This is a genomic window from Xanthomonas hyacinthi (genome assembly GCF_009769165.1).
GTDB classification, from domain to species: domain Bacteria; phylum Pseudomonadota; class Gammaproteobacteria; order Xanthomonadales; family Xanthomonadaceae; genus Xanthomonas_A; species Xanthomonas_A hyacinthi.
The window spans coordinates 2,711,413-2,732,741 of sequence record NZ_CP043476.1 but is presented as its reverse complement, the minus strand read 5'-3'; the positions used below and the strand labels follow the sequence as shown (position 1 = coordinate 2,732,741).

The 21,329-nt window shown below is 65.7% G+C and carries 16 protein-coding genes; 10 read left to right on the top strand and 6 right to left on the bottom strand.

Translation table 11 applies throughout. The features are described 5' to 3' along the window. Position 1: 1 nt before the first annotated feature. The 3 genes from mreD to FZ025_RS12060 form a co-directional block, all read right to left on the bottom strand. Complete coding sequence (mreD, locus tag FZ025_RS12070) at positions 2 to 487, bottom strand: rod shape-determining protein MreD (RefSeq protein ID WP_104558520.1); 486 nt, start codon at positions 485 to 487, stop codon at positions 2 to 4. Further along, positions 484 to 1,602 carry a rod shape-determining protein MreC gene (gene mreC, locus FZ025_RS12065; RefSeq protein WP_104558519.1) on the bottom strand — a complete coding sequence of 373 codons (1,119 nt, stop codon included), beginning with the start codon at positions 1,600 to 1,602 and terminating at the stop codon, positions 484 to 486. The genes mreD and mreC overlap by 4 nt, the downstream gene beginning before the upstream one ends. Before the next feature lie 169 nt (positions 1,603 to 1,771). Beyond that, positions 1,772 to 2,818 (bottom strand): rod shape-determining protein, encoded by a 1,047-nt coding sequence (locus FZ025_RS12060; protein ID WP_046981480.1) that lies wholly within the window; start codon positions 2,816 to 2,818, stop codon positions 1,772 to 1,774. Between the two features lie 260 nt (positions 2,819 to 3,078). Between FZ025_RS12060 and FZ025_RS12055 the strand changes: the two genes are divergently transcribed. Continuing rightward, a complete protein-coding gene (locus FZ025_RS12055; protein ID WP_046981481.1) occupies positions 3,079 to 4,011 on the top strand; it encodes a carbohydrate kinase family protein in 933 nt (310 codons plus the stop codon). 348 nt (positions 4,012 to 4,359) lie between these two features. Continuing rightward, on the top strand, positions 4,360 to 6,297 hold the full coding sequence (locus tag FZ025_RS12050; protein WP_425478428.1) for a sigma-54-dependent Fis family transcriptional regulator: 1,938 nt from the start codon (positions 4,360 to 4,362) through the stop codon (positions 6,295 to 6,297). 20 nt (positions 6,298 to 6,317) lie between these two features. On the opposite strand, the gene FZ025_RS22915 is transcribed toward FZ025_RS12050, so the two are convergent. Then, positions 6,318 to 6,665, bottom strand: coding sequence for a hypothetical protein (locus FZ025_RS22915; RefSeq protein WP_158185559.1), 348 nt, complete (start codon positions 6,663 to 6,665; stop codon positions 6,318 to 6,320). 1,814 nt (positions 6,666 to 8,479) lie between these two features. Between FZ025_RS22915 and aepX the strand changes: the two genes are divergently transcribed. From aepX to FZ025_RS12000, 8 genes are all read left to right on the top strand, one after another. After that, positions 8,480 to 9,346: a phosphoenolpyruvate mutase gene (aepX, locus tag FZ025_RS12040; RefSeq protein WP_425509710.1), complete on the top strand. Its 867-nt coding sequence runs from the start codon at positions 8,480 to 8,482 to the stop codon at positions 9,344 to 9,346. Then, complete coding sequence (aepY, locus tag FZ025_RS12035) at positions 9,343 to 10,560, top strand: phosphonopyruvate decarboxylase (RefSeq protein ID WP_046981484.1); 1,218 nt, start codon at positions 9,343 to 9,345, stop codon at positions 10,558 to 10,560. The genes aepX and aepY overlap by 4 nt, the downstream gene beginning before the upstream one ends. Then, entirely contained in the window at positions 10,557 to 11,510 is a 954-nt protein-coding gene (locus FZ025_RS12030; protein WP_046981485.1) for a diiron oxygenase, read from the top strand. Before aepY ends, FZ025_RS12030 begins: the two co-directional genes overlap by 4 nt. Further along, positions 11,507 to 12,232 carry a phosphocholine cytidylyltransferase family protein gene (locus FZ025_RS12025; protein ID WP_104558518.1) on the top strand — a complete coding sequence of 242 codons (726 nt, stop codon included), beginning with the start codon at positions 11,507 to 11,509 and terminating at the stop codon, positions 12,230 to 12,232. The genes FZ025_RS12030 and FZ025_RS12025 overlap by 4 nt, the downstream gene beginning before the upstream one ends. 10 nt (positions 12,233 to 12,242) lie before the next feature. After that, the gene (gene phnY, locus FZ025_RS22415) at positions 12,243 to 15,734 is read left to right on the top strand and encodes a phosphonoacetaldehyde dehydrogenase (protein ID WP_244292370.1); all 3,492 of its coding nucleotides are present in this window, start codon (positions 12,243 to 12,245) and stop codon (positions 15,732 to 15,734) included. Continuing rightward, positions 15,734 to 16,573 carry a sulfite exporter TauE/SafE family protein gene (locus FZ025_RS12010; protein WP_046981486.1) on the top strand — a complete coding sequence of 280 codons (840 nt, stop codon included), beginning with the start codon at positions 15,734 to 15,736 and terminating at the stop codon, positions 16,571 to 16,573. The genes phnY and FZ025_RS12010 overlap by 1 nt, the downstream gene beginning before the upstream one ends. Positions 16,574 to 16,696: 123 nt before the next feature. Continuing rightward, positions 16,697 to 16,975 (top strand): hypothetical protein, encoded by a 279-nt coding sequence (locus FZ025_RS12005; protein WP_053057388.1) that lies wholly within the window; start codon positions 16,697 to 16,699, stop codon positions 16,973 to 16,975. 59 nt (positions 16,976 to 17,034) lie between these two features. Beyond that, positions 17,035 to 17,721, top strand: a complete 687-nt coding sequence (locus FZ025_RS12000; RefSeq protein WP_046981487.1) for a methyltransferase domain-containing protein — start codon at positions 17,035 to 17,037, stop codon at positions 17,719 to 17,721. Between the two features lie 79 nt (positions 17,722 to 17,800). On the opposite strand, the gene FZ025_RS11995 is transcribed toward FZ025_RS12000, so the two are convergent. Both FZ025_RS11995 and FZ025_RS11990 read right to left on the bottom strand, forming a co-directional pair. Beyond that, entirely contained in the window at positions 17,801 to 20,197 is a 2,397-nt protein-coding gene (locus FZ025_RS11995; RefSeq protein WP_046981488.1) for a TonB-dependent receptor, read from the bottom strand. Positions 20,198 to 20,212: 15 nt separating this feature from the next. Further along, positions 20,213 to 21,322, bottom strand: a complete 1,110-nt coding sequence (locus tag FZ025_RS11990; protein ID WP_046981489.1) for an S-(hydroxymethyl)glutathione dehydrogenase/class III alcohol dehydrogenase — start codon at positions 21,320 to 21,322, stop codon at positions 20,213 to 20,215. Between the last annotated feature and the right edge of the window lie 7 nt (positions 21,323 to 21,329).

Genomic DNA, 21,329 nt, shown 5'->3' with positions numbered 1-21,329 from the left:
GCTACTTGCTCCGCCGGCCCAGCCGCAGCGCGTCCAGCAGCACGAACAGCGGCGGCCACAGCGCCATGCCCAGCAGCGGCGCCCACCAGTAGTTCCACGGCAGCGTCGGCTCGCCCACCGCCAGGTGCACGGCCGCGGCGACGATGCGGTCGTTGACCAGCAGCCCGCCGATCGCCAGCGCCTGCTGCGACATCGGGAAGAAGCGGATGCGCGCGCGGAAGCGCTGCAGGATGAAGCTCAGGATCACCAGCCGCAGCGCCTGCTCGCCAAGCACCCCGCCGTACAGCAGGTCGGCGACCACGCCGGTGGCGAAGGCGAAGCCCAGCCCGGCCTTGTCCGGGGTCTCGATCACCCAGTACGCCACCACCAGCGCCAGCCAGTACGGGCGCAGCGGCTGCAGCAGCAGCGGCAACGGCAGCAAGCCCAGCACCAGCGCCAGGATCACGCTGACCGGCAACACCCAGCCTTTGCTGCGGGGGCGGCTCATTGGTCCGTCTCCTGTGGAGCCGGACGGGAATCGGGAATGGGGAATGGGGAATGGGGGGCCGCGCTTGCCGGCTTGGCCGGTGCGGGGGTAGCGGTGGCGCCGGCGGGGGGGGATTGCGTCGACGCAGGCGTGGCGGCCCTGGTACGGCTGCCTGCCGGCGCGGGGTTGTGCGAGGCCGCCTGGGCGGGATCGGGCGCGGCGCCGGCCGCCGGGCCAGTGGCCGGCACAGGCGCTGCGTCCGCAGCCGCCGGCTTCATCAATTCCCGATTCCCGATTCCCCATTCCCGGCTCTTCAGCAACAACACATCCCGCCCCCGATCCAGCTTCGCCGCCGGTTTCAGCGCACCGACCAGGAAGGCGTGGGTGTCGTCCGGGCGCAGCGTCGCCACGGTGCCGACCGGGAAGCCGGCCGGGAAGCGCCCGCCCAGGCCGGAGGTGACGATCTCGTCGCCGACCTCGACCCCGGCGCTGAGCGGCACGTCGCGCAGCTCCAGGGTGTCGCCGCGGCCGTAGACGATCAGGCGCACGCCGTTGCGCGCCACCGTCACCGGCACCGCGTGGTCCGGGTCGGTCAGCAGCAGCACGGTGGAATGCAGCGGGGTCACCTCGATCACCTGGCCCATCAGCCCGCCGGCGTCGATCACCGCCTGGCCGACGTGCACCCCGTCGCGGCCGCCGGCGTCGAGCACCAGGCGCTGCCGGGTTGGGTCCAGGTCGATGTCCAGGATCGGCGCCAGCTGCACGTCCAGGCCGCGGCGTTCGGCCACGCCCAGCAGTTCGCGCAGCTGCGCGTTGTCCAGCGCCGCAGTCTGCAGCCGGGTCAGGCGCGCCTTGGCGATCAGCAGCTCATTGCGCAGCGCGCGGTTGTCCTTGACCAGCTGCGCATGGCTGGCGGCGCTCTCCTGCACCTGCGAGCCGAGCCGGCCGGGCAGCCCGGCCAGCGCCCACAGCGGCTGCACCAGCAGGTTGGTCTGGCCGCGCAGCTGCGCCAGCCAGCCGGCCTGCGCGTCGAGCACGATCAGTACCACCGCCAGGGCCAGGTACGCCAGCAGGCGCGGCGTGCTGGCGGCTTCGCCCGGGCGGGCAGTGACGGGAGGACCGGCGTAGGGAGGCACAGTTAAAGCCGGGATTGGGGAATCGGGAATGGGGAATCGGAAAGCAACAGCGCATCCCCGGCGTGATCAGGCCGGGGCGCAGGCAAGGTAGCGGCTGCGGAGCCGGCAATGTCGGTGCGGAGGGGCCTTTCGATTCCCCATTCCCCACTCCCCATTCCCGGCTTCACCATCACTCCGGCGCGAAGAACTCGTTGCCATGCATGTCCACCAGCTCCAGCGCACGGCCGCCGCCGCGGGCCACGCAGGTCAGCGGGTCGTCGGCGACCTGCACGTGCAGCCCGGTCTCCTCGGAGATCAGCCGGTCCAGGTCGCGCAGCAGCGCGCCACCGCCGGTCAGCACGATGCCGCGCTCGGCGACGTCGGCGCACAGCTCCGGCGGGGTCTGCTCCAGCGCCAGCTTGACCGCCGAGACGATGCCCGACAGCGGCTCGTGCAGCGCCTCGAGCACCTCGTTGGAGTTGATCTTGATCATCTTCGGCACGCCTTCGGCCAGGTTGCGCCCGGAGATCTCCATCTCCTGCACCTCGTCCTGCGGGTAGGCGCAGCCGATCTGCAGCTTGATCCGCTCGGCGGTGGCCTCGCCGATCAGCATGCCGTGGTTGCGGCGCACGTAGTTGGTGATCGACTCGTCGAAACGGTCGCCGCCGATGCGCACCGACTGCGAGTAGACGATGCCGTTCAGCGAGATCACCGCCACCTCGGTGGTGCCGCCACCGATGTCGATGACCATCGAGCCGCGCGCCTCGGTGACCGGCATGCCGGCGCCGATCGCCGCGGCCATTGGCTCCTCGATCAGGTACACATCGCGCGCGCCGGCCTCCTCGGCCGACTCCTTGATCGCGCGGCGCTCGACCTGGGTCGAGCCGGCCGGCACGCACACCAGCACGCGCGGGCTCGGGCGCAGGAAGCGCGACTTGTGCACCTTCTTGATGAAGTGCTTCAGCATCGCCTCGGTGTAGGTGAAGTCGGCGATGACGCCGTCCTTCATCGGGCGGATGGTGGTGATGTGGCCCGGGGTGCGGCCGAGCATCTGCTTGGCCTCGGCGCCGACCGCGGCCACCGAACGGGTGCCGCCGATCGCGCGATCCTGGCGCACCGCGACCACCGACGGTTCGTTCAGCACGATGCCCTGGCCACGCACGTAGATGAGGGTGTTGGCCGTGCCCAGATCGATGGACAGGTCGTTGGAGAACATGCCGCGGAGTTTCTTGAACATCGGGGAATTGAGTCCTGGGGAGTCGCGTGCCGTCGCCGAATGGCGAAAAAATGGGCAGAAAACGAAGTCCGCTAGCCTAGCAACCCGCCTGGGTACGGGCAAGGAAAATTCTCGCTAAAACCGCGCCTTGCGCGGCCTCGCAGGCGCGCGGTGCATCGTGCTTCTGGTCCTGTCCGGCCGCAGCCGGTACCCTTTGCGCCGCGGCGCCCCGCACGCTGCCCGCCTGAATGCGGGCTCATCCCTCCGCCAAGGCCTGCCCGATGTCCGCACTGATCTGTGGTTCCCTCGCTTTCGACACCATCATGGTGTTCCCGGACCAGTTCAAGAACCACATCCTGCCGGACAAGGTGCACATCCTGAACGTGTCGTTCCTGGTGCCGCGGATGCGCCGCGAGTTCGGCGGCTGCGCCGGCAACATCGCCTACAACCTGCACCTGCTGGGCGGCGAGCCGATCCCGATGGGCACGGTGGGCCAGGACTTCGGCCCGTACCGCGAGCATTTCGAGACGCTGGGCATCGACCTGTCGCGGGTCAGAGTGATCGAGGACATGTTCACCCCGCAGGGCTTCGTGGTCACCGACCACGACAACAACCAGATCTGGGCGTTCCACCCAGGCGCGATGATGCGCAGCTACGAGAACCACGTGCGCGACGTGCCGGGCGTGACCCTGGGCCTGGTCGGCCCGGACGGACGCGAGGGCATGCTCCAGAACGCCGAGGAGTTCGCCGCCGCTGGCATCCCCTTCATCTTCGACCCCGGCCAGGCGATGCCGCTGTTCAACGGCCCGGAACTGCGCACCCTCATCGAACGCGCCGACTACGTGGTGGTCAACGACTACGAGTCCAACCTGCTGCAGGAGCGCACCGGCTGGAACGAGCAGGACATCGTGGCGCGGGTGCAGGCCTACATCACCACCCGTGGCCCGAAGGGCGCGCTGGTGTACACCCCCGAGAAGACCTACGACATCCCGCCGGCGCACGAGCGCCGCGTGGTCGACCCGACCGGCTGCGGCGACGCGTTCCGCGCCGGCCTGATCTTCGGCATCCAGCGCGGCTGCGACTGGCTGACGATCGGACGCATGGGCAATTTGATGGGCGCGCTGAAGGTCGAGCACCCCGGCACCCAGAACCAGCGCTTCGACTTCGACGAGTTCAACGCCCAGTTCAAACAGCAATTCGGCTACGCGCTGTAAGCGCCTGGGCAGCCCGGCGGCTCGGCTCGGCTGGGCCGGCCCCGGCGTGGCGTGGCGACCCGCCGGAGGTGTCGGCCTCCCCTCGGCCTGGCGCAAGCGCACTTCGGCCGCCGGCCGGGCAGCTCCGGCCGTTACGACGGCACGGCGCCCAGGACCCGCGCGCTCCGGCGGCGTGCCGATCCGCGCATGCCGCCGGGGAAGGTCGCCGCCACGCCTGCCGCGGCGCCGCTCCAGCACGGTTTGCTGCAATGCAGTTTGAGCCGGCGTCCGGTTTGTGTCTCTACTGACGCTTCGCCGTCACTGAGGAACGCTGGCGTGTCCGAGCCAAGCGTTGTCGCCGACACCTCCATCGCCTTGCCGGACGTCGAACCGGACATCCTTCGGCAGATCCGCCGGCTGCGCGACATCGCGCCGCTGGCGGCGCCGCTGTCGCGCTCCTGGCGCCGTTGCCTGGACGATTACGCGTTGCTGCCCGAAGCGCCGCCCAAGCCACTGGTACACGACGCCCTGCATGTGCGCGCGCGGCAGCAACGCCTCAGCGAGGTGCTGCGCATCGCCAAGGTGGAGATGGAAAATCTCTACGAGCAGATCGCCGGCAGCGGCTATGCGGTGATCTTCGCCGATGCCGAGGCCACCGTGCTGCACAGCGTGCAGGACCCGAACATGCTGCGCGAATTCCGCCAGGTCGGATTGTTCTGCGGCGCCAGTTGGGCCGAGTGCCATCAGGGCACCAACGGTCTGGGCACCTGTGCCGCCGAGCGCGCCGCAGTGAGCGTGCACCGCGGCGAACATTACCTGACCCGGCATCTGCCACTGTCGTGCAGCGGCGCGCCGATTCTCGACCCGCACGGCGGCCTGCTGGCCGTGCTGGACGCCTCCACCCCCAACGCGCAGGACGGCAAGCAGATCCAGCGGCATACCGTGGCCCTGGTCAGCATGTCGGCCGCGCAGATCTCGCGCTCGTATTTCCTCGCCCAGTTCGCCCATGCCTACATCCTGCGTTTCCACAGCCGTCCGGAATTCGCCGGGCTGCTGCACGAGGCGCTGATCGCCATCGCCGCCGACGGACGGGTGCTGGCGGTCAACGAGGCCGTGCTCGAACAACTGGGCAAGGTGGACCGTCGGCAACTGGTGGGCCGCGACATCTCGCAGGTGATGCAGCTGGATTTCGATACCATCGAACGGCGCGCCGGCAGCGACGCCGGCACCGTCTGGTCGATCCGCTGCGCCTGCCACGGGCGCCGCTTCTACGCGTTGGTGCGCCCGCCACGCCCGCGGCCTGGGCCGGTGCCGGGCGGCCCGGCCCAGGCCGCGGCGGACACCGAGCCGCAGCCCGGCGAGCATGTCGGCTCCGATCCGCGCATGCGCCACAACCTGGCCAACGCCTTGAAGCTGGCCGCGCACCGGGTATCGATCCTATTGCGTGGCGACACCGGCACCGGCAAGGAAGAATTCGCCAAGGCCGTGCACCGCGGTTCGCATTGGGCGGGCGGCGCATTCGTGGCGATCAACTGCGCGGCCATTCCCGAAGCGCTGATCGAGAGCGAACTGTTCGGCTATGCGCGCGGCGCCTTCACCGATGCGGCGCGCGAAGGACGCCACGGCAAGTTGCTGCAGGCCAGCGGCGGCACGCTGTTCCTGGACGAAATCGGCGACATGCCGCTGCCGTTGCAGAGCCGCCTGCTGCGGGTGCTGGAAGAACAGAGCGTGACCCCGCTCGGCAGCGAGCGCGCAGTGCCGCTGGAACTGCACGTCATCAGCGCCAGCCACCGCGATCTGGCCCAGCGCGTGGCGGCCGGCGAGTTCCGCGAGGATCTGTACTACCGGCTCAACGGCGTGGCGCTGCACCTGCCGCCGTTGCGCGAGCGCAGCGACAAGGCCGAACTCATCCGCACGGTGCTGGGCGAAGAGAACGGCGAGCGTGGCGTGCGCATCAGCGAAGACGCCATGCACAAGCTGCTGAGCTACGCATGGCCGGGCAACCTGCGCCAGTTGCGCAATGTACTGCGCACTGCGGCGGTGCTGTGCAGCGACGGGGTGATCCGGCTGCCGAATCTGCCGCAGGAAATCGTCGATGCCGGCAGCGCGCCGCGCCTGGTCGATGGCAGGGCGCCGGCCGCCGACGATCTGTCCGGCCGCGTGGCGCTCGAACAGGCCGAACGCCTGGTGCTGCAGCAGCAGCTCGAACGCCACCGCTGGAACGTCAGCCGCACCGCCGACGCGCTGGGCATCAGCCGCAACACGCTATACCGCAAGCTGCGCAAGCACGGCTTGGCGACAGCTTGAGCGAGAGTGGCGTCTCGAAACTAAAACTCGAAACCAAAATCAGGCAACTTCGGCGGACGCGGGCCGCCGAAGCGCAGATGGAATCGACGCTCTTGTGCCAGACGAAGGACTTGGGATGGCGAGGCCCTTCCATGACGTTGGCCGGCGTCGATGCGCGTGGCCGGTTCGCCAACAGTCAGCGACAGACCCGGCCGGGACCGATTAGGGGAATGGATCTGGCCAGTTTCGTCAACGCACAACACCAGTGCCCGATCCAGCGTCGCCAGGTAGAGGCCCACCACATCGCCCATCTTGTTCACGCAATGCGGACCGGTGGATGGCTTGCAGGTCTGCTGCAACGCGTTCGAGACCGGGCGCATTGCGAACACGCAGGCATGCCTTCGATTCCGCGTGTTCGGCATCGCCGGTCTGCAGCTTCGCGACGGGGCGTCCTATGGGAAACATCGCCATGGTTTACCGAAGCAAAAACACTGCAAGAGCTACATTCCATAATAGATAAATTTTTCCGCCACATTAGCGCGCTGTATATAGCCGATCTCGATACTTGACCAGCAAGCGTGGGCGGTCGACCGGAAGGACGCAGCGACCCACTGAGAAGGCGCCCCTGTTCCTGCAGCGCCATCCCGCGCTCGAACCGCACCACTTCCGACTGCGCCAATCGTTGCGCCTGGGCGTCCCGGCCTTGCCAAGCTGCCGTCCCTCACCGCGCATATGACTGCGCGGTATGACGCCTGGATCGCGGGCGACCGACGACGCCCGTCCTTCTGCGCACGCGTCGGCGCAGCATGCCTGGACTGTGCGCAGAAACGCCGCCGCGCCGCCCTGCTCTCAACCTTCATCCTGCTCATGCGCTACCGCGACTTCCGATTGTGGGTCGCTCAATCCGGCGTACGTGAAAGGAGGAGCAAATTTTTCCTGAATTTTAAGATATTCCGGACCTGACCTCGGACACGCCTGGAGCAGATCCGCGCGAGTTGCCAACGCAAAATCTCTACCACGCGCACAAAATACTTATCGGTCATAAAAATTAACGGGCGTCGCTCTCGATTGAGCGGTTAATCATGAAAACCAGACACGAGTCACAATAGAGAAATCTGCGCGCGATTCTGCTCAGATTCCTGTTGACAGACGGTCAACCAAGGAATTACATATACGTAGGATCAAGCGCACCATTACAAAAAAATCAAGAAAATCCGAATGAATTTTCGCCACCGAAGGCGCCAGCAGCGCCCATAATAAAAGAGTCCGCAGAATGGCTACCGATCCGGCTGCCGCCAGCGGCTACGGACACCTTGATTTTTCCACATGGATTTCATTCCGCCTCCTCGTTGAGTCGACACGCCATGAAACTATTCCCAGCGCCATTCAGCGATGGATTCACTGTGTCGCACACACAGCATCGACATCGACGAGAAATCGCTCTACCGCCAATTTAGGCAAAGCCTGAACACTCGCCCGTGGGTTGCCGGTCAACGACTGCGCCCGCAGGGATGCGAATTGGCACTTTATTTCCAGTCTTGATATTTCGGCGTTTCCGCGCTGAATTCCAGACTCGGCAGCTATGTTGCGAGTTATTCACAGGTTCACTGATGATTCGCTCCAGGGTACGTTCCGGCCGAGCATGGAGTCGTGTGCGCCCACGAGTAGCGACAGACACGGATCACGAATCGAAACCCAGCGCCCGTGAAAAATAATAAACATCCATTGACTTGAATGATCCACTTCCACTTTTTCATGCGCCTCTAATTCGGCCAAGAAGCGCACAACGGAAAAATATCATGTTCATATGCATTCGCCGGGCGCCACTCCTTGAACTCGCCCCCAGGTACAACACTCGCTTTTAATAAGTGCGGTATCCGCATGTCCAGACATCATTCACAGCTCTCGCACTTTCCAGGTCGCCTGTCCGGCTTCAATTCGGGACCGACCTATCGCAGCGTCTCCAGAAAATATTAATCAAATCGTGATCGAGCCCGCTTCGATTATCTATTTCCACGCCTGTGCGAATGCGTGATCCGGGAGATTCCATCTTGCACGACCCGGAATAGCACCGGCGCAACCATAAATATATGGAGTTCACTCCTTGAACACCTCATCCCAGCAATTTGATGGGCGTCATCGCGACGCATATCTGGCTTCGAAGCTGCGCGCCCTGCTCACCGGACAGGGCACGTCCTTCCTGATGGAAGCGCATAACGGCCTATCGGCACGCATTGTCACCGAAGCAGGCTTCGAGGGGATATGGGCATCGGGTTTGTCCATCTCCGCCTCGCTGGGCGTGCGCGATGCGAACGAAGCGTCCTGGACGCAAATATTGGAAGTGGTCGAATTCATGACCGACAGCACCGATCTGCCGATCCTGCTGGACGGCGATACCGGCTACGGCAACTTCAACAGCGTGCGCAGGCTTGTCCAGAAGCTGTGCCAACGCAACGTTGCCGGAGTCTGCCTGGAGGACAAGATGTTCCCCAAGACCAATTCCTTCGTCGGTGAGGATCAGGAACTGGCGGACCCTTCCGAGTTTGCAGGCAAGATCAAAGCCGCAAAGGACAGCCAGAGCCACGACGCGTTCTGCGTCGTGGCGCGGGTCGAGGCCCTGATCGTCGGCCGTGGACTCACCGAGGCATTGAGCAGAGCCGAGCAATACCACGCCGCTGGAGCGGATGCGATCCTGATTCATTCCAAGAAAAGCGATGGAGCGGAAATCCTGAAATTCGCCGAGCACTGGCAAGACCGCTGTCCCTTGGTGATCGTGCCGACCACGTATTACGCGGTGCCGACCCAGGCATTCATCGACGCGAAGATCGCAAGCATCATCTGGGCCAACCACAATCTGCGCGCGTCCGTCGCCAGCATGCGCAAGATCTGCGCAGCCATTCACCGGGAAAGGTCGCTGAGCGGCATCGAGGCGGAATTGCCACGCGTCAAGGAAATATTCGACCTCGTCGATCAGGACGAACTGACCCAGGCCGAGGGCATCTATCTCCCCAAGGAGAAAAAGGCGGCCCCGCCGACAGACGCAAGCCGCCGCGGCGAGGCTTCACAATGATCAACGGCAGAGAATTCGTCGCGACCGCGTCGCGGCTGGGGTTCAATTTCTACACAAGCGTGCCCTGCTCCTATCTGACATCGCTGCTCAATGGCGTGCTCAGCGACCCGGATGCGCCTCATGTCGCTGCAGCCAGTGAGGGCGAAGCCATTGGCATCGCCGCAGGCGCCTATCTTGCCGGGCGTCTGCCGGTGGTCATGCTGCAGAACTCAGGCCTGGGCAACGCCGTCAATCCGTTGACCTCACTCAACCACGTGTTTCAGATCCCCTGCCTGCTGATCTGCAGCTGGCGCGGCTGCCACGGTGTGGCAGACGAACCGCAGCATGCCGTCATGGGCCAGATAACCCACAGTCTGCTCGACGTGTTGCGCATTCCGCACGCACGCTTCCCGTCCGAGCCGGACCAGGTCGAGCCGACCCTGCGCGCTGCATATGCCTGCATCGCACAAACGCATCTGCCATATGCCCTGATCGTGGAGCCCAACGTGCTCGAAGACGAGCACCTGCTGGCGCAGACGCAGATCCGGCCCCCGGCGGCGGCGACGGCGCGCTTCGGAGGGCCCGAATGTCCGCTGCCGAGCAGAGAAGACGCGTTGCGCGCAGTGGTCGCTATCGCATCGCAAGACGCTGCCATCATCGCAACCACGGGCAAGACCGGGCGGGAACTCTGCTGCATCCGCGACGACGCGCGCAACCTCTACCTTGTGGGATCCATGGGATGCGCCAGTGCGGTTGGCCTAGGTGCCTCGCTCAATACCGAGCATCCGCTGATCGTGCTCGATGGCGATGGCGCAGCGCTGATGAAGCTCGGCAACCTTTCCACCATTGGCCGCTATCGACCTGCAGGGTTCATACACGTGCTGCTGGACAACGGCGTTCACGATAGTACGGGCGGTCAGCCGACCAACTCGGGAAATATCGATTTCCCGAGCGTCGCGGCGGCCTGCGGCTATCGTGCGACGTACGCCTGCAATGGCGATGCAGCGCTGCGACAAGCGCTGGAGATCGCCCTGCACAGCATCGGGCCGCACTTTATCCATGTGCGCATACGCCCCGGATCCATGCATCCGCTGCCGCGCCCCACCGTTTCGCCGAGCGAGGTCGGCAGACGCTTTGCGGCGCATCTGCGACAGCCGAGGATGCCCCAATCCGAAGCGGCTACCGATCCTGCCGTTGCATACGCCGAGATAACCGAGAGGGCGCCGTTGCCATGAACTACCCAATGCCATTCAAAGAATGGGAACGCTGCGCGAAGGTGCGCGGCCCGCTCCCGATGCGCACGCCCGCCGCGAACGACTGGCAGAACGGCCTGCTTTTCACCCCCGAACTGGTGTCGTGCCATCGCCATCCTCTGGTACAGGCACAGGGTCCGCAGGCCTTGCGCTGGCTGTTGGCGCAAGCGTTGTACAACAACCTCGAGTTCACCCAGGTGCTGGAGCATCAGGTTGTCAACGCCGCGGTGTATCGGATCGCGCGCAGCGGAAGCGGCCTCGAACTTCAGTCGGAAATGCTCACCGACGCCTGGAACATCCTGGTGGACGAGTCTTACCACGCCAAACTCACCGCCGACCTGGCGCAGCTGGTGCATGCCCACACCGGAATCCCGGGCAGGTCGGCCAGGATTCCTGCGTTCTACCAACGCCTGCAGCGCGAGTTCCTGCGCGCCGACCCCTCCATAGCCGCGTTGCTTCCCCTGTTTTTCTGCTCCATCTCCGAAATGCTGATCACCAGAAATCTGGTTGAAATTCCCCGCGATCCGCGGGTGGTCGATGCGGTACGTCAAGTCATGAGAGACCACGCGGAAGACGAGAGCAGGCACCATCGTTTCTTTGCGTGCTTCATCTCCCAGGCCTGGCCGCAGCTGAGCGAGCGGCTAAAACGCCGCATCGGACCGCTGTTGCCTTCGTTCATCGCAATCTTTACCGATCCCGACCTGGTCGCCGTGCGCGGCAAGTTGCACGATATCGGCTTGAACGACGCGCACGCCAGCGAGGTGATCGACGACTGCTACTCGCCACGGCAGCTGGCGCAGGTCAGGTGCGAGGCGGCGAGAGCATGCATCGGCACGCTACGCAAGGTCGGCATACTGGAAAGCGCGCAGGTCCAGGACGAATGCGTACGCCTGGGCTTGCTGGATCCTGTCCCCGAGGACACGCTGCCATGAGGGCGATCATCCTGGCCGCAGGAACCGGCAGCCGGCTCAGAGCCCATACCGAGCTGCCCAAGTGCCTGTTGACGCTGGCAGGCCGGAGCTTGATCCAGCATCAGATCGATGCGCTGGCATCGCTTGGCATCGACGACATCCACGTGATACTCGGCTACCGCAGCGACGATGTGGACCGCGTGCTGCCGCCACATGTCGAACGCCACATCTATCCGGACTTTGCCGACACCAACAACCTCTGGACCCTGGCCGCCTTCGCGACGTTGCTCTGCGGCACCTGCATGATTCTGTTCGCCGATGTCTGGGTCGACAGCGCTGCACTGCGCGATCTCGCCAGCACCGATGCGGAAATCGCCGTACTGGCCGATGGGCGCGCCTGCCTCGAAGGCACGATGCGGGTACTGGCGAAGGGCGAACGACTTATGGATCTGGGAAGCCATATCGCCGTCGAACAGGGCGATGGCAATTTCATCGGCATCGCCCGCTTCAGTACGCGCGCAGCGCTGGCATTGGCCGAACGGATCGTTCACCACGTCGATCGGGACGAACGCCGGCAGGCGTATTACACCGCCGCCATCCCCGAGCTGCCTATGGCATCTGTTGCGCTGATCGTATGGATGCGCGGTCGTCGCTGGATCGAGATCGACTGCGAGGACGACCTGCGCAAGGCCCGTCAGCTCCCCATCGCAATCTCCACGCCTGCCACTGCAGCGCCAGTTTGAAGGAAACCCCATGTGCGGATTCGTAGGCATCTTCCATCGCGACGGCGCCACCTTCGAGAAGTACGGCATGCTGCATGCGATGAACCAGACCATCGTGCACCGTGGTCCGGACGACGCAGGCATCCACCTCTCCGGACCGGTCGGCCTGGGCTTTCGTCGGCTCAGCGTCATCGATGTCCCGGGCGGCCATCAGCCGATGCTGGACGGGCACACCGGCGTGGCGCTGGTGTTCAACGGCGAGATCTATAACTACAAGCAATTGCGTCGGCAGCTTGAAGCGCTGGGCGCGCAGTTCCAGACGCGTTCGGATACCGAGGTGTTGCTACGCAGCTTCATCCATTGGGGTGCGCAGTGCGTGGAACGGTTGTCGGGCATGTTCGCGTTCGCCGCCTGGGATCCACGCACCGCCACTCTGACGCTGGCGCGCGATCGGCTGGGCGTGAAGCCGCTGTACTGGACTCAGATCGGCTCGGATTTTGTGTTCGCCTCGGAAGTCAAGGCATTTTTCCAGCATCGCGGATTCGAACGGCGCGCCGATCTCGACGGCATCTCCAGCTACCTGTCGTTCCGTCAACCGGTCTGGGACAACACCTATTTCGAAGGCGTCCACAAGCTGCTGCCCGGCGAGATGCTGGTGGCGAGCCCGACGCAGCTGCAGCGCCACCGGTATTGGTCGCTGCCCATCCCGACTGCGGAGCATCGTAGAAGTGAAGCCGATTGGCTGCAGGCGCTCTCCGAGAAGCTCGATGCGGCCGTACGCCGATGTCTGGTGTCGGATGTTCCACTCGGCGCCTACCTGAGCGGCGGGTTGGATTCGAACATCATGGTGGCGCTAATGGCCCGCCACATGACCTCGCCTCCGCAGACCTTCTCGGTTGGCTATGGCACCCATGGCTACGACGAAGGCGCGTATGCGGCCGAGGCCGCCGCCGCGGTCGGTGCCGAACATACCCATCTGCTGATCGACCGACAGGAGTACATCGACGGCATGGCGCCACTGATCGCGCAATGCGATGCCCCGCTGATGATTCCGCAGATGGTGGCCGGCCTGAAGCTGTCCAAGGAGATGCGTCGCCACGTCAAGGTGGCGCTCAGCGGCGACGGTGCGGACGAGCTGTTCGGCGGCTACGGACGGGTAATGCGCTCGCCATTCGATTGGAAGAAGATCGCGGCGACACGGCGCGTATTGGGTCCGGCGGCGCAATGGCTTAGCAAGCTGGGCAGCGACCCCTACGGACCGGTCAGCAACCTCGGCTGCACACGGCAGATCGAGCACTTTTTCAACGTTTATCACTGGATGCCACTGGACGAAAAGATGGCGCTGTTCTCGCCCGACGTGCGCATCCGTCTGAACGGCGACCGCAAGACACTGGCACCCTTCGAGGACGCATTCGATCAGACCCGCGATTGCGATCCGCACGACAGGGTGCTGCACGTGTTCCAAAAGATCCACCTAGGCTGCGTGCTGGACAAGGTGGACACCATCGGCATGCTCGCGTCCTTGGAGGGGCGCGTTCCCTTTGCCGACCATGAGCTGGTCGAGACTTTCGTCCATATGCCGCATCGCCTGAAGATGAAATGGCGCTCCCCTCTCGCGTTGATGCGCGCACTGGGCACCTCGGCCTTCAACGCGTCCGAAGTGCTGGACCAGAACAAGTATCTGCTGCGCAAGTCCGCCCAACGCCTGTTGCCGCCGCATCTTGCGCAGCGTAAGAAGATGGGGTTCCCCACTCCGCTGGACGACTGGCTCAAGGCCGGCATGCTGGACGACGCGAAGGCGATCCTGCTCGATCAACGTTGCCGCGAGCGTGGCCTATTCGACTCCAGGCGGCTAGAGCATTTCCTCTCCCATCCGCAGTCGCTGGACCACGACTTCTACGGCAAGAAGGTGTGGATGCTGATGAACGTGGAGCTATGGTACCGGGGCGTGGTCGATGCAGCACCAGCTGCAGGCGCCGGGTCGCCACCGCAGGCAGCGCCGATCGCCGCTGCTGCGGATTCCCGCAGCGTCCCTACGCAGACGCACCGACCGACGCGAGGAGCCGACGTGAGCGAATTGCAATTGCGACACGAACAATGGCGCATCGCCGGTACACGGGTGAATAATGCCATCGACCGCCTGGAAGTGCGCTTCCCCTACAACGGCTCGCTGGTTGGAACGGTGCCCCTGGCACAGGCGCATGACGTGCGATCTGCGCTTGCCCAGGCGTATGCCTACCGTCCAACGCTCACACGCCATCAGCGGTATACGATCCTGTCCACCGCGCGCGACCTGCTGATGGCACGCACTGCCGCGTTCGTGCAGTCGATCGTGGCCGAGAGCGGACTGTGCGTACGCGATGCCAGCTACGAAGTCGGCCGTGCCGCAGAGGTGCTGCGCACGGCCGCTCATCAGGTGCTGATCGACGATGGCGATATCTATGCGTGCGACATCACCCAGACCGGACATCCACGTCGCGTCTACACGCAGCGCGATCCGCTGCTCGGTGTGATCGTCGCGATCACCCCGTTCAACCATCCGCTCAATCAGGTCGCGCACAAGATCGTGCCGTCCATCGCGACCAACAACAGGATGCTCCTCAAACCCAGCGAAAAGACCCCGCTGACCGCATTGCTGTTTGCCGATCTGCTGTCCGATGCCGGGCTTCCCGGGCCGATGCTGTCGGTCGTCACCGGCAGACCTGAGGTCATCGGGGAGGCGCTGCTGACCAGCGAACAGGTGGATCTGGTGACCTTCACCGGCAGCGTCGCCGCAGGCAAGCAGATCGCCGCTCGTTGCGTTTATAAACGACAGGTGCTGGAACTCGGGGGCAACGATCCGATGATCGTGATGGAAGATGCCGATCTCGACGAAGCCGTCTCGCTGGCGGTGGCCGGGGCCTATCGCAACAGCGGGCAACGGTGTACGGCGATCAAACGATTGCTGGTGCATCGACAGGTCGCAGACGCCTTCGCGGAGCGTCTGGTGCAGGCCACGCAGCGACTGAAGGTGGGCGATCCGTTCGATCCGCAGGTGGATCTGGGTACCGTGATCGACGATGCGGCGGCCGCGCAGATCGAACGCCGAGTCGATGCAGCCGCTGCCGCCGGTGCCCAGGTCCTGTGCGGGCATCGGCGTAGCGGCGCGCAGTATCTGCCCACCGTCGTCGATCGCGTCGCACCGACCATGGAGCTGGTGCGACAGGAGACGTTCGGACCAGTGGCGCCGATCATCCGTATCGACTCGATCGACGATGCAATCAGGATCGCCAATGCCAGCGACTTTGGGCTGTCGTCGGCGGTGTGCAGCAATCGCTGGGACTACATTCAGCGCTGCGTGGCCGAATTGCAGACAGGATCGGTGAACATCCGCGAGGTGCCTGGCTTTCGACTTGAGTCCACCCCGTTCGGCGGGATCAAGAGCTCAGGCCTGGGCTGCAAGGAAGGCGTCCTGGAAGCCATGCGTACCTACACCAACCTGAAAACGTACTCGCTTCCCTGGGGCGAAAGGACGGTGGCGTGATGGACGGCATCGGCTGGATCTACCCGCTGTTGATTCTGACCGGCGTGCTGTCTGGATTCCTCTCCGGCCTGCTGGGCGTGGGCGGCGGCTTCCTGATGGTGCCGGTCTTCATCGTCCTGTTGCCGCTGCAGTTTCGGATGGACATGGCCGTCGTGCCCCAGGTGGCGGTGGCTACTGCGTTGGCGGCCACCATTCCAGCCACGGCCAGTGCCGTGCTCGCGCAGTATCGACGGGGCGCGCTTCCGATCGGCTGGGCGCTACGGCTGGCGCCGACCGCCGGTGCCGGCGCGGCCATCGGCGCAGCGATCGCAGGCAGCATTCACGGCGTCTGGGTGGCGGCAATCTTCAGTGCCTATGCCGGCTATTTCGGCCTGTGCATGCTCCGTGGCGCGGGAATCCCAGCGCCGCAGCCCGACCAACCATTGGCACACACGCTCGCCACGCGCGTGCCGGCGAGTCTGGTCGGTGGATTGATCGGGTTGTTCAGCGCGACAGCCGGTGTCGGCGGCGCCAGTCTGACCGTGCCGTATGTGCTCGCCCAGCACGACCGCCTGGAGATGCGCAACGCGGTGGCGGTGGGAAGTGCGGTCGGGCTGGCCGTCTCCCTGATCGGCGCACTCACCTTCGTGCTTGGCCCGATGCCCGCACTGGGCGACAGCCAGGGCCTGGTTGGGCTGGTGTGCTGGACGGCGGCTGTCGCGGTGGCCTTTCCTGCCACGCTCCTGGCACCGACGGGGGTCTCCGCCGCTCACCGCTGGCCCACCCGCAAGCTCAAGCGGGCCTTTGGCCTGGTCATGTTGACCGCCTCGCTGGTGACGCTATGGAAGGTGTTCTACTGATGTCTGCCGTGCTGCCCCTGAGCCTGCAACTGCAGCACCGCGACGAGGCTGACGTTACGATCGAGCGACTGCAGACAGTGCCTACGAAAGGCGCACAGCATCCTTTCCCGGGATGCCACCCAGGTGCGCCGGCCCTCGAACTGTGGCGCGCCTACCGAGCTGGACGATGCAACGACGCACGCCATCGCGCACCGCTGTCAGCAGCTCGATCAGCACCACCTGTTCGCCGAAGCCAACATTCGCACCATCGGTTTCTTGCGCTTGAACAAGCTCCTGCTCGACCAAGGCGCATCGCCCACGATGCTTGAGTCTCCCAAGGTGCTGGACATGTGTTCGACCGCGGAAGTCGTCGCAGGCATCCGCCAGGGCCAGCGTCGCTTGCAGGCATTGCAGGCGACCTGAAGCCATCCGGCGACACGCTGGCGCCTGCCATCCCCACTTCTACAGACCAGGAATGCATCATGACGCAATGGCAATCGGTACTGATCGAACAACAACGTTACTACGACGACCGCGCTACCGAATACGACGACTGGTGGTTCCGCCGCGGACAGTTCGATGAGGGTGACGCGCCGAACGCCCGCTGGCGCGAAGAGGCCGCTGTCGTGCAGGACGCGCTGGATGCCGCGGCACTGCAGGGCGATATCCTCGAGCTCGCGGCCGGCACCGGCATCTGGAGCGTACAGCTGCTGCCGAAGGCACGCACGCTGACCATGGTGGATGGATCGGCGCAGATGCTCGCGTTCAATCCGGCGACCCGAGACCCGCGGGCGCTTACGGTGCAAGCAGATCTCTTCCAATGGCGACCCGCGCGGACCTACGACGCGGTGGTGTTCGCCTTCTGGATTTCGCATGTGCCGCGAGAGCTGCTGCTGCAGTTCCTGTGCGCGGTAGCGAGCGCGCTCGCTGTGGGCGGGAAATTCTTCTTCGTCGACAATCTGCCCAAACCCGAGACGCTGTCGCCGCACGTCGTGGGCGTGGAGGGCCAGCTGATGCAGCGCCGCCTACGCAATGGCAACGTCAGCACGATCGTCAAGAACTACTACACGAGCAGCGAACTGCAGGCCGCATGCAGCGCCGCAGGACTGGAAGTCATGGTGGGTCGGACGCAGGCGTTCTTCCAGTATGGCGTCGGATATCGTCGTTGACACGGTTGTCGGCCAGGCGGACCCCGGGTTCGTGACGGACGTTCCCGGGGCGCGGTCCACTCCACGCAGATGCAATGCGCTACAAATTCCAGCGCAAACCGATCAGATACTGGCGCGGCGCACCCGGCGCCAGAAAGCGGGCTGGCCCGGTTTCCAGCGCAGCGTCCTGTGGGCGTGCCAGTTGGCCGCCCGGAAACACATCCTCGGCCACTGCGGCATAGGTGGCGTAACGACGATCGAACACATTGTCGATACGTGCGAACACCGACAAGCGCGTATTGATGGTCCAGCGGGCATGCAGATCCACCAACGCATAGCCGGCGGTGCCGATGTCGATATGCGCCGGCGCTGTCCCGCCGTCTTCGGCGTTGTCCACCTGGCCGTCCTCGTTGCCGCTGGCCACCCGTCCGGACACCGCGCGCAGGCCCGCACCCAGGGTCAGCGCAGCGCGCTGCCACTCCACCCCGAGCTTGAGATTGTGCCGCGGCAGCGCGGCGATGCGCAGGCCGGGACGCAGGGCGATGACCCGTTCGCCGGACAGCAATTCGCCGCTACTGCGATAGGTCGCGTCGAGATAGCTGTAGCCGGCGAACCAGCGCAGCGCGCCGTGGCTGGCGCGCCAGCTCAGGTCCGCGCCCTGGTAGCGGGTGCGGCCGACGTTGTCGAAGTAGCCCCGCTGGGTGTCGGGCGCGCGCAGGAACAGGATGTCGTCGCGGTTGTCGGCCCGGTACAGCGAGGCGTTGAAGGCCTGCTGCGGCGACGGGTTCCAGCGCACACCGACCTCGTAGGTGCGCGAGACGATCTGCTCCAGGCGCGGATCGGCCTGCAGCCCGGTCGGCAGCCGGCACGGCTGCTCCGGATCGGCGCAGCCCAGTTCGATCGCGGTCGGCGCGCGGCTGTTCTGCGAGGCCGAGGCGAAGGCGGTGAAGCTGCCGCCGAGGCGCTGGGTGATGCCCAGCGACGGATTGGCCTTGGCGAACACGAAGCGTTCGCGCGGCAGCGCGCCGTCCTCGGCGGTGGACAGCACGTTGCTGACCTCGACCCGGTTCCAGCGCAGCGCGGCGGTCACGTGCGTGGCTTCGCTCAGTTCCCAGGTATCGGCGGCGAACACGCCCAATGTGCTGCTGCGACCGCTGACCCCGGAAAAGAATGCGCGCTCCTCGTCGGGATCGGCGACGACGGAGCGGTCGTCCTCCACGAAACCCTCCTGTGCGTACTGCCGGTAGCGCACCCGGTTGCGGTCGTAGGTGGCGCCGAGGCTGAGCGCATGCGCGCCGGCCTGGCGGCTGAAATTCAGCGCCACGCCCGCGACGTGCTGGCGCATCTGCGTGGTGTTGAGCACGCCGCTGTGCAAGGCGTCGGCCTGCGCGCGCGACACCGTGCAGTCGTCGTCCAGCGGCGTGCCGTCGGCCGCATAGCCGTCGGCGCAGTCCTCGACGAATTCCTCGTAGTCCTCGTTGATGTCGCCGTTGACGGTGTCGCGGCCGCCTTCGCGGTAATAGGCCAGCAGATGCAGCGCGGTGTCGGCGTCGAAGCGGTGGTCCAGCTGCGCGGTCAGCAGCGTGTTGCGGTTGCGGGTCAGGTCCGGCGAGGTGTAGACCGCGTCGCGGTCGGCCGCGTACAGGCCGGGTTCGACGCCGTCGTCGGTGTAGCGGCTGCCGGGCAGCAGGCCGTTGCCGATCAGGCGGCTGCGCCCGTGCAGCAGCGACACATCCCAGTCGGTGTTCTCGCCTTGCTTGCCCACTTTGCCGAACACGCTGCCGAGGCGGCCTGCGGAGGCGTCGCGCCAGCCGTCCTCGTCGAAGCCGGTGACCGCGACGAAGGCATGCAGGCCGTCGCGCCCGGCATAGCCGTAGGAGGCGTCCAGGCGCTTGCGCGCACCGCTGCCGAACGACAGCTCGGCGCGCAGCCCCGGCGCGGTCAGGCCCGACTGGGTGGTGAACGCCAGCGCGCCGCCGAGCGTGTTGGGGCCGAACAACGGATTGGAGCCGGGCATCAGCGCGACGCTGCGGATCGCCGCCTCCGGCATCATGTCCCAGCTGACGATGTCGGCGAACGGCTCGTTCATGCGCACCCCGTCCAGATACACCGACACGCCTTGCGAGGCGCCCGGCAGCGCCGAGGCGCGGAAGCCGTGGAAGGTGAGATCGGTCTGGAACGGGCTGCCCTGCACCTCGTTGGTGTCCACGCCGTTCATCTGCCGCAGCATGAAATCGGTGAGGTTGCCGGCCTGGCTGCGCGCGATGTCGTCGGCATTGGCGATCTGCACCGTGTACGGCAGGTGGTCGGCATCGATCAGGGTGCCGGGGATCGGCGTGGCGGTGACCTCGACCCGGTCCAGCGCGGTGATCTGCGCATCGCCGGCATTGACCGTGCTCTGTGCGGCGGCCGGTGCGGACGCCAATGCGATGAGGATGGCGATGGCCAGCGCATGCGCGCTCGCCGGCGAAGGACTGCGATCTTTTCTGCTAGCCATGCGTGCTCCTTGGTGTCAGTACAGGACGACCGATTTGATGCCCCTGCCCGCGCGGATCGCATCGAAGGCGCGGTTGATGTCCTGCAGCGGCAGCGTCTCGCTGATCAGTTCGTCGATGCGGATCTCGCCGGCCAGGTAGCGCTCGGCGTAGGCCGGCAGTTCGCTGCGGCCCTTGACCCCGCCGAACGCGCTGCCGCGCCAGGCGCGGCCGGTGACCAGCTGCAGCGGCCGCGTGCTGATCTCCTGCGCGCTCGGCGCCACGCCGAGGATGATGCTTTCGCCCCAGCCCTTGTGGCAGCACTCCAGCGCCGCGCGCATCGCGCGCACGTCGCCGACGCATTCGAAGCTGTGGTCGGCGCCGCCATCGGTGAGATCGACGATCACCTGCTGCACCGGCGCACCGAAGTCCTTCGGGTCCAGGCAATCGGTGGCGCCCAGCGCACGCGCCAGTTCGAACTTGTCGCGGTTGATGTCGACCACGATGATGCGCCCGGCGCGCGCCATCACCGCGCCCTGCACCACCGACAGGCCGATGCCGCCGAGTCCGAACACCGCCACGCTGTCGCCGGGCCGCACCCGCGCGGTGTTGAGCACCGCGCCGATGCCGGTGGTGACCGTACAGCCGAGCAGGCACACCTTGTCCAGCGGCGCGGAAGGGTGGATCTTGGCCACCGCAATCTCCGGCAGCACGGTGTATTCGGCGAAGGTGCTGGTGCCCATGTAGTGCAGGATCGGCCGTCCGCGCAGCGAGAAGCGGCTGCTGCCGTCGGGCATCAGGCCGCGGTCCTGGCTGGCGCGGATCGCCTGGCACAGGTTGCTGCGCCCGGAGCGGCAGAACTTGCACACGCCGCATTCGGGCATGTACAGCGGGATCACGTGATCGCCGGGGCGCACGCTGCTCACGCCGACGCCGACTTCCTCGACCACGCCGGCGCCTTCCTGGCCCAGGATCACCGGAAACGCGGCATCCGGATCGGCGCCGGACAGGGTGCTGGCGTCGCTGTGGCACACGCCGCTGGCGACCAGGCGCACCAGCACCTCGCCGGCCTTGGGCGGTTGCAGGTCCACTTCCTCGATGGCCAGCGGCTGGTTCGCCGCCCAGGCCACCGCGGCTCGCGTCTTCATTTCCCTC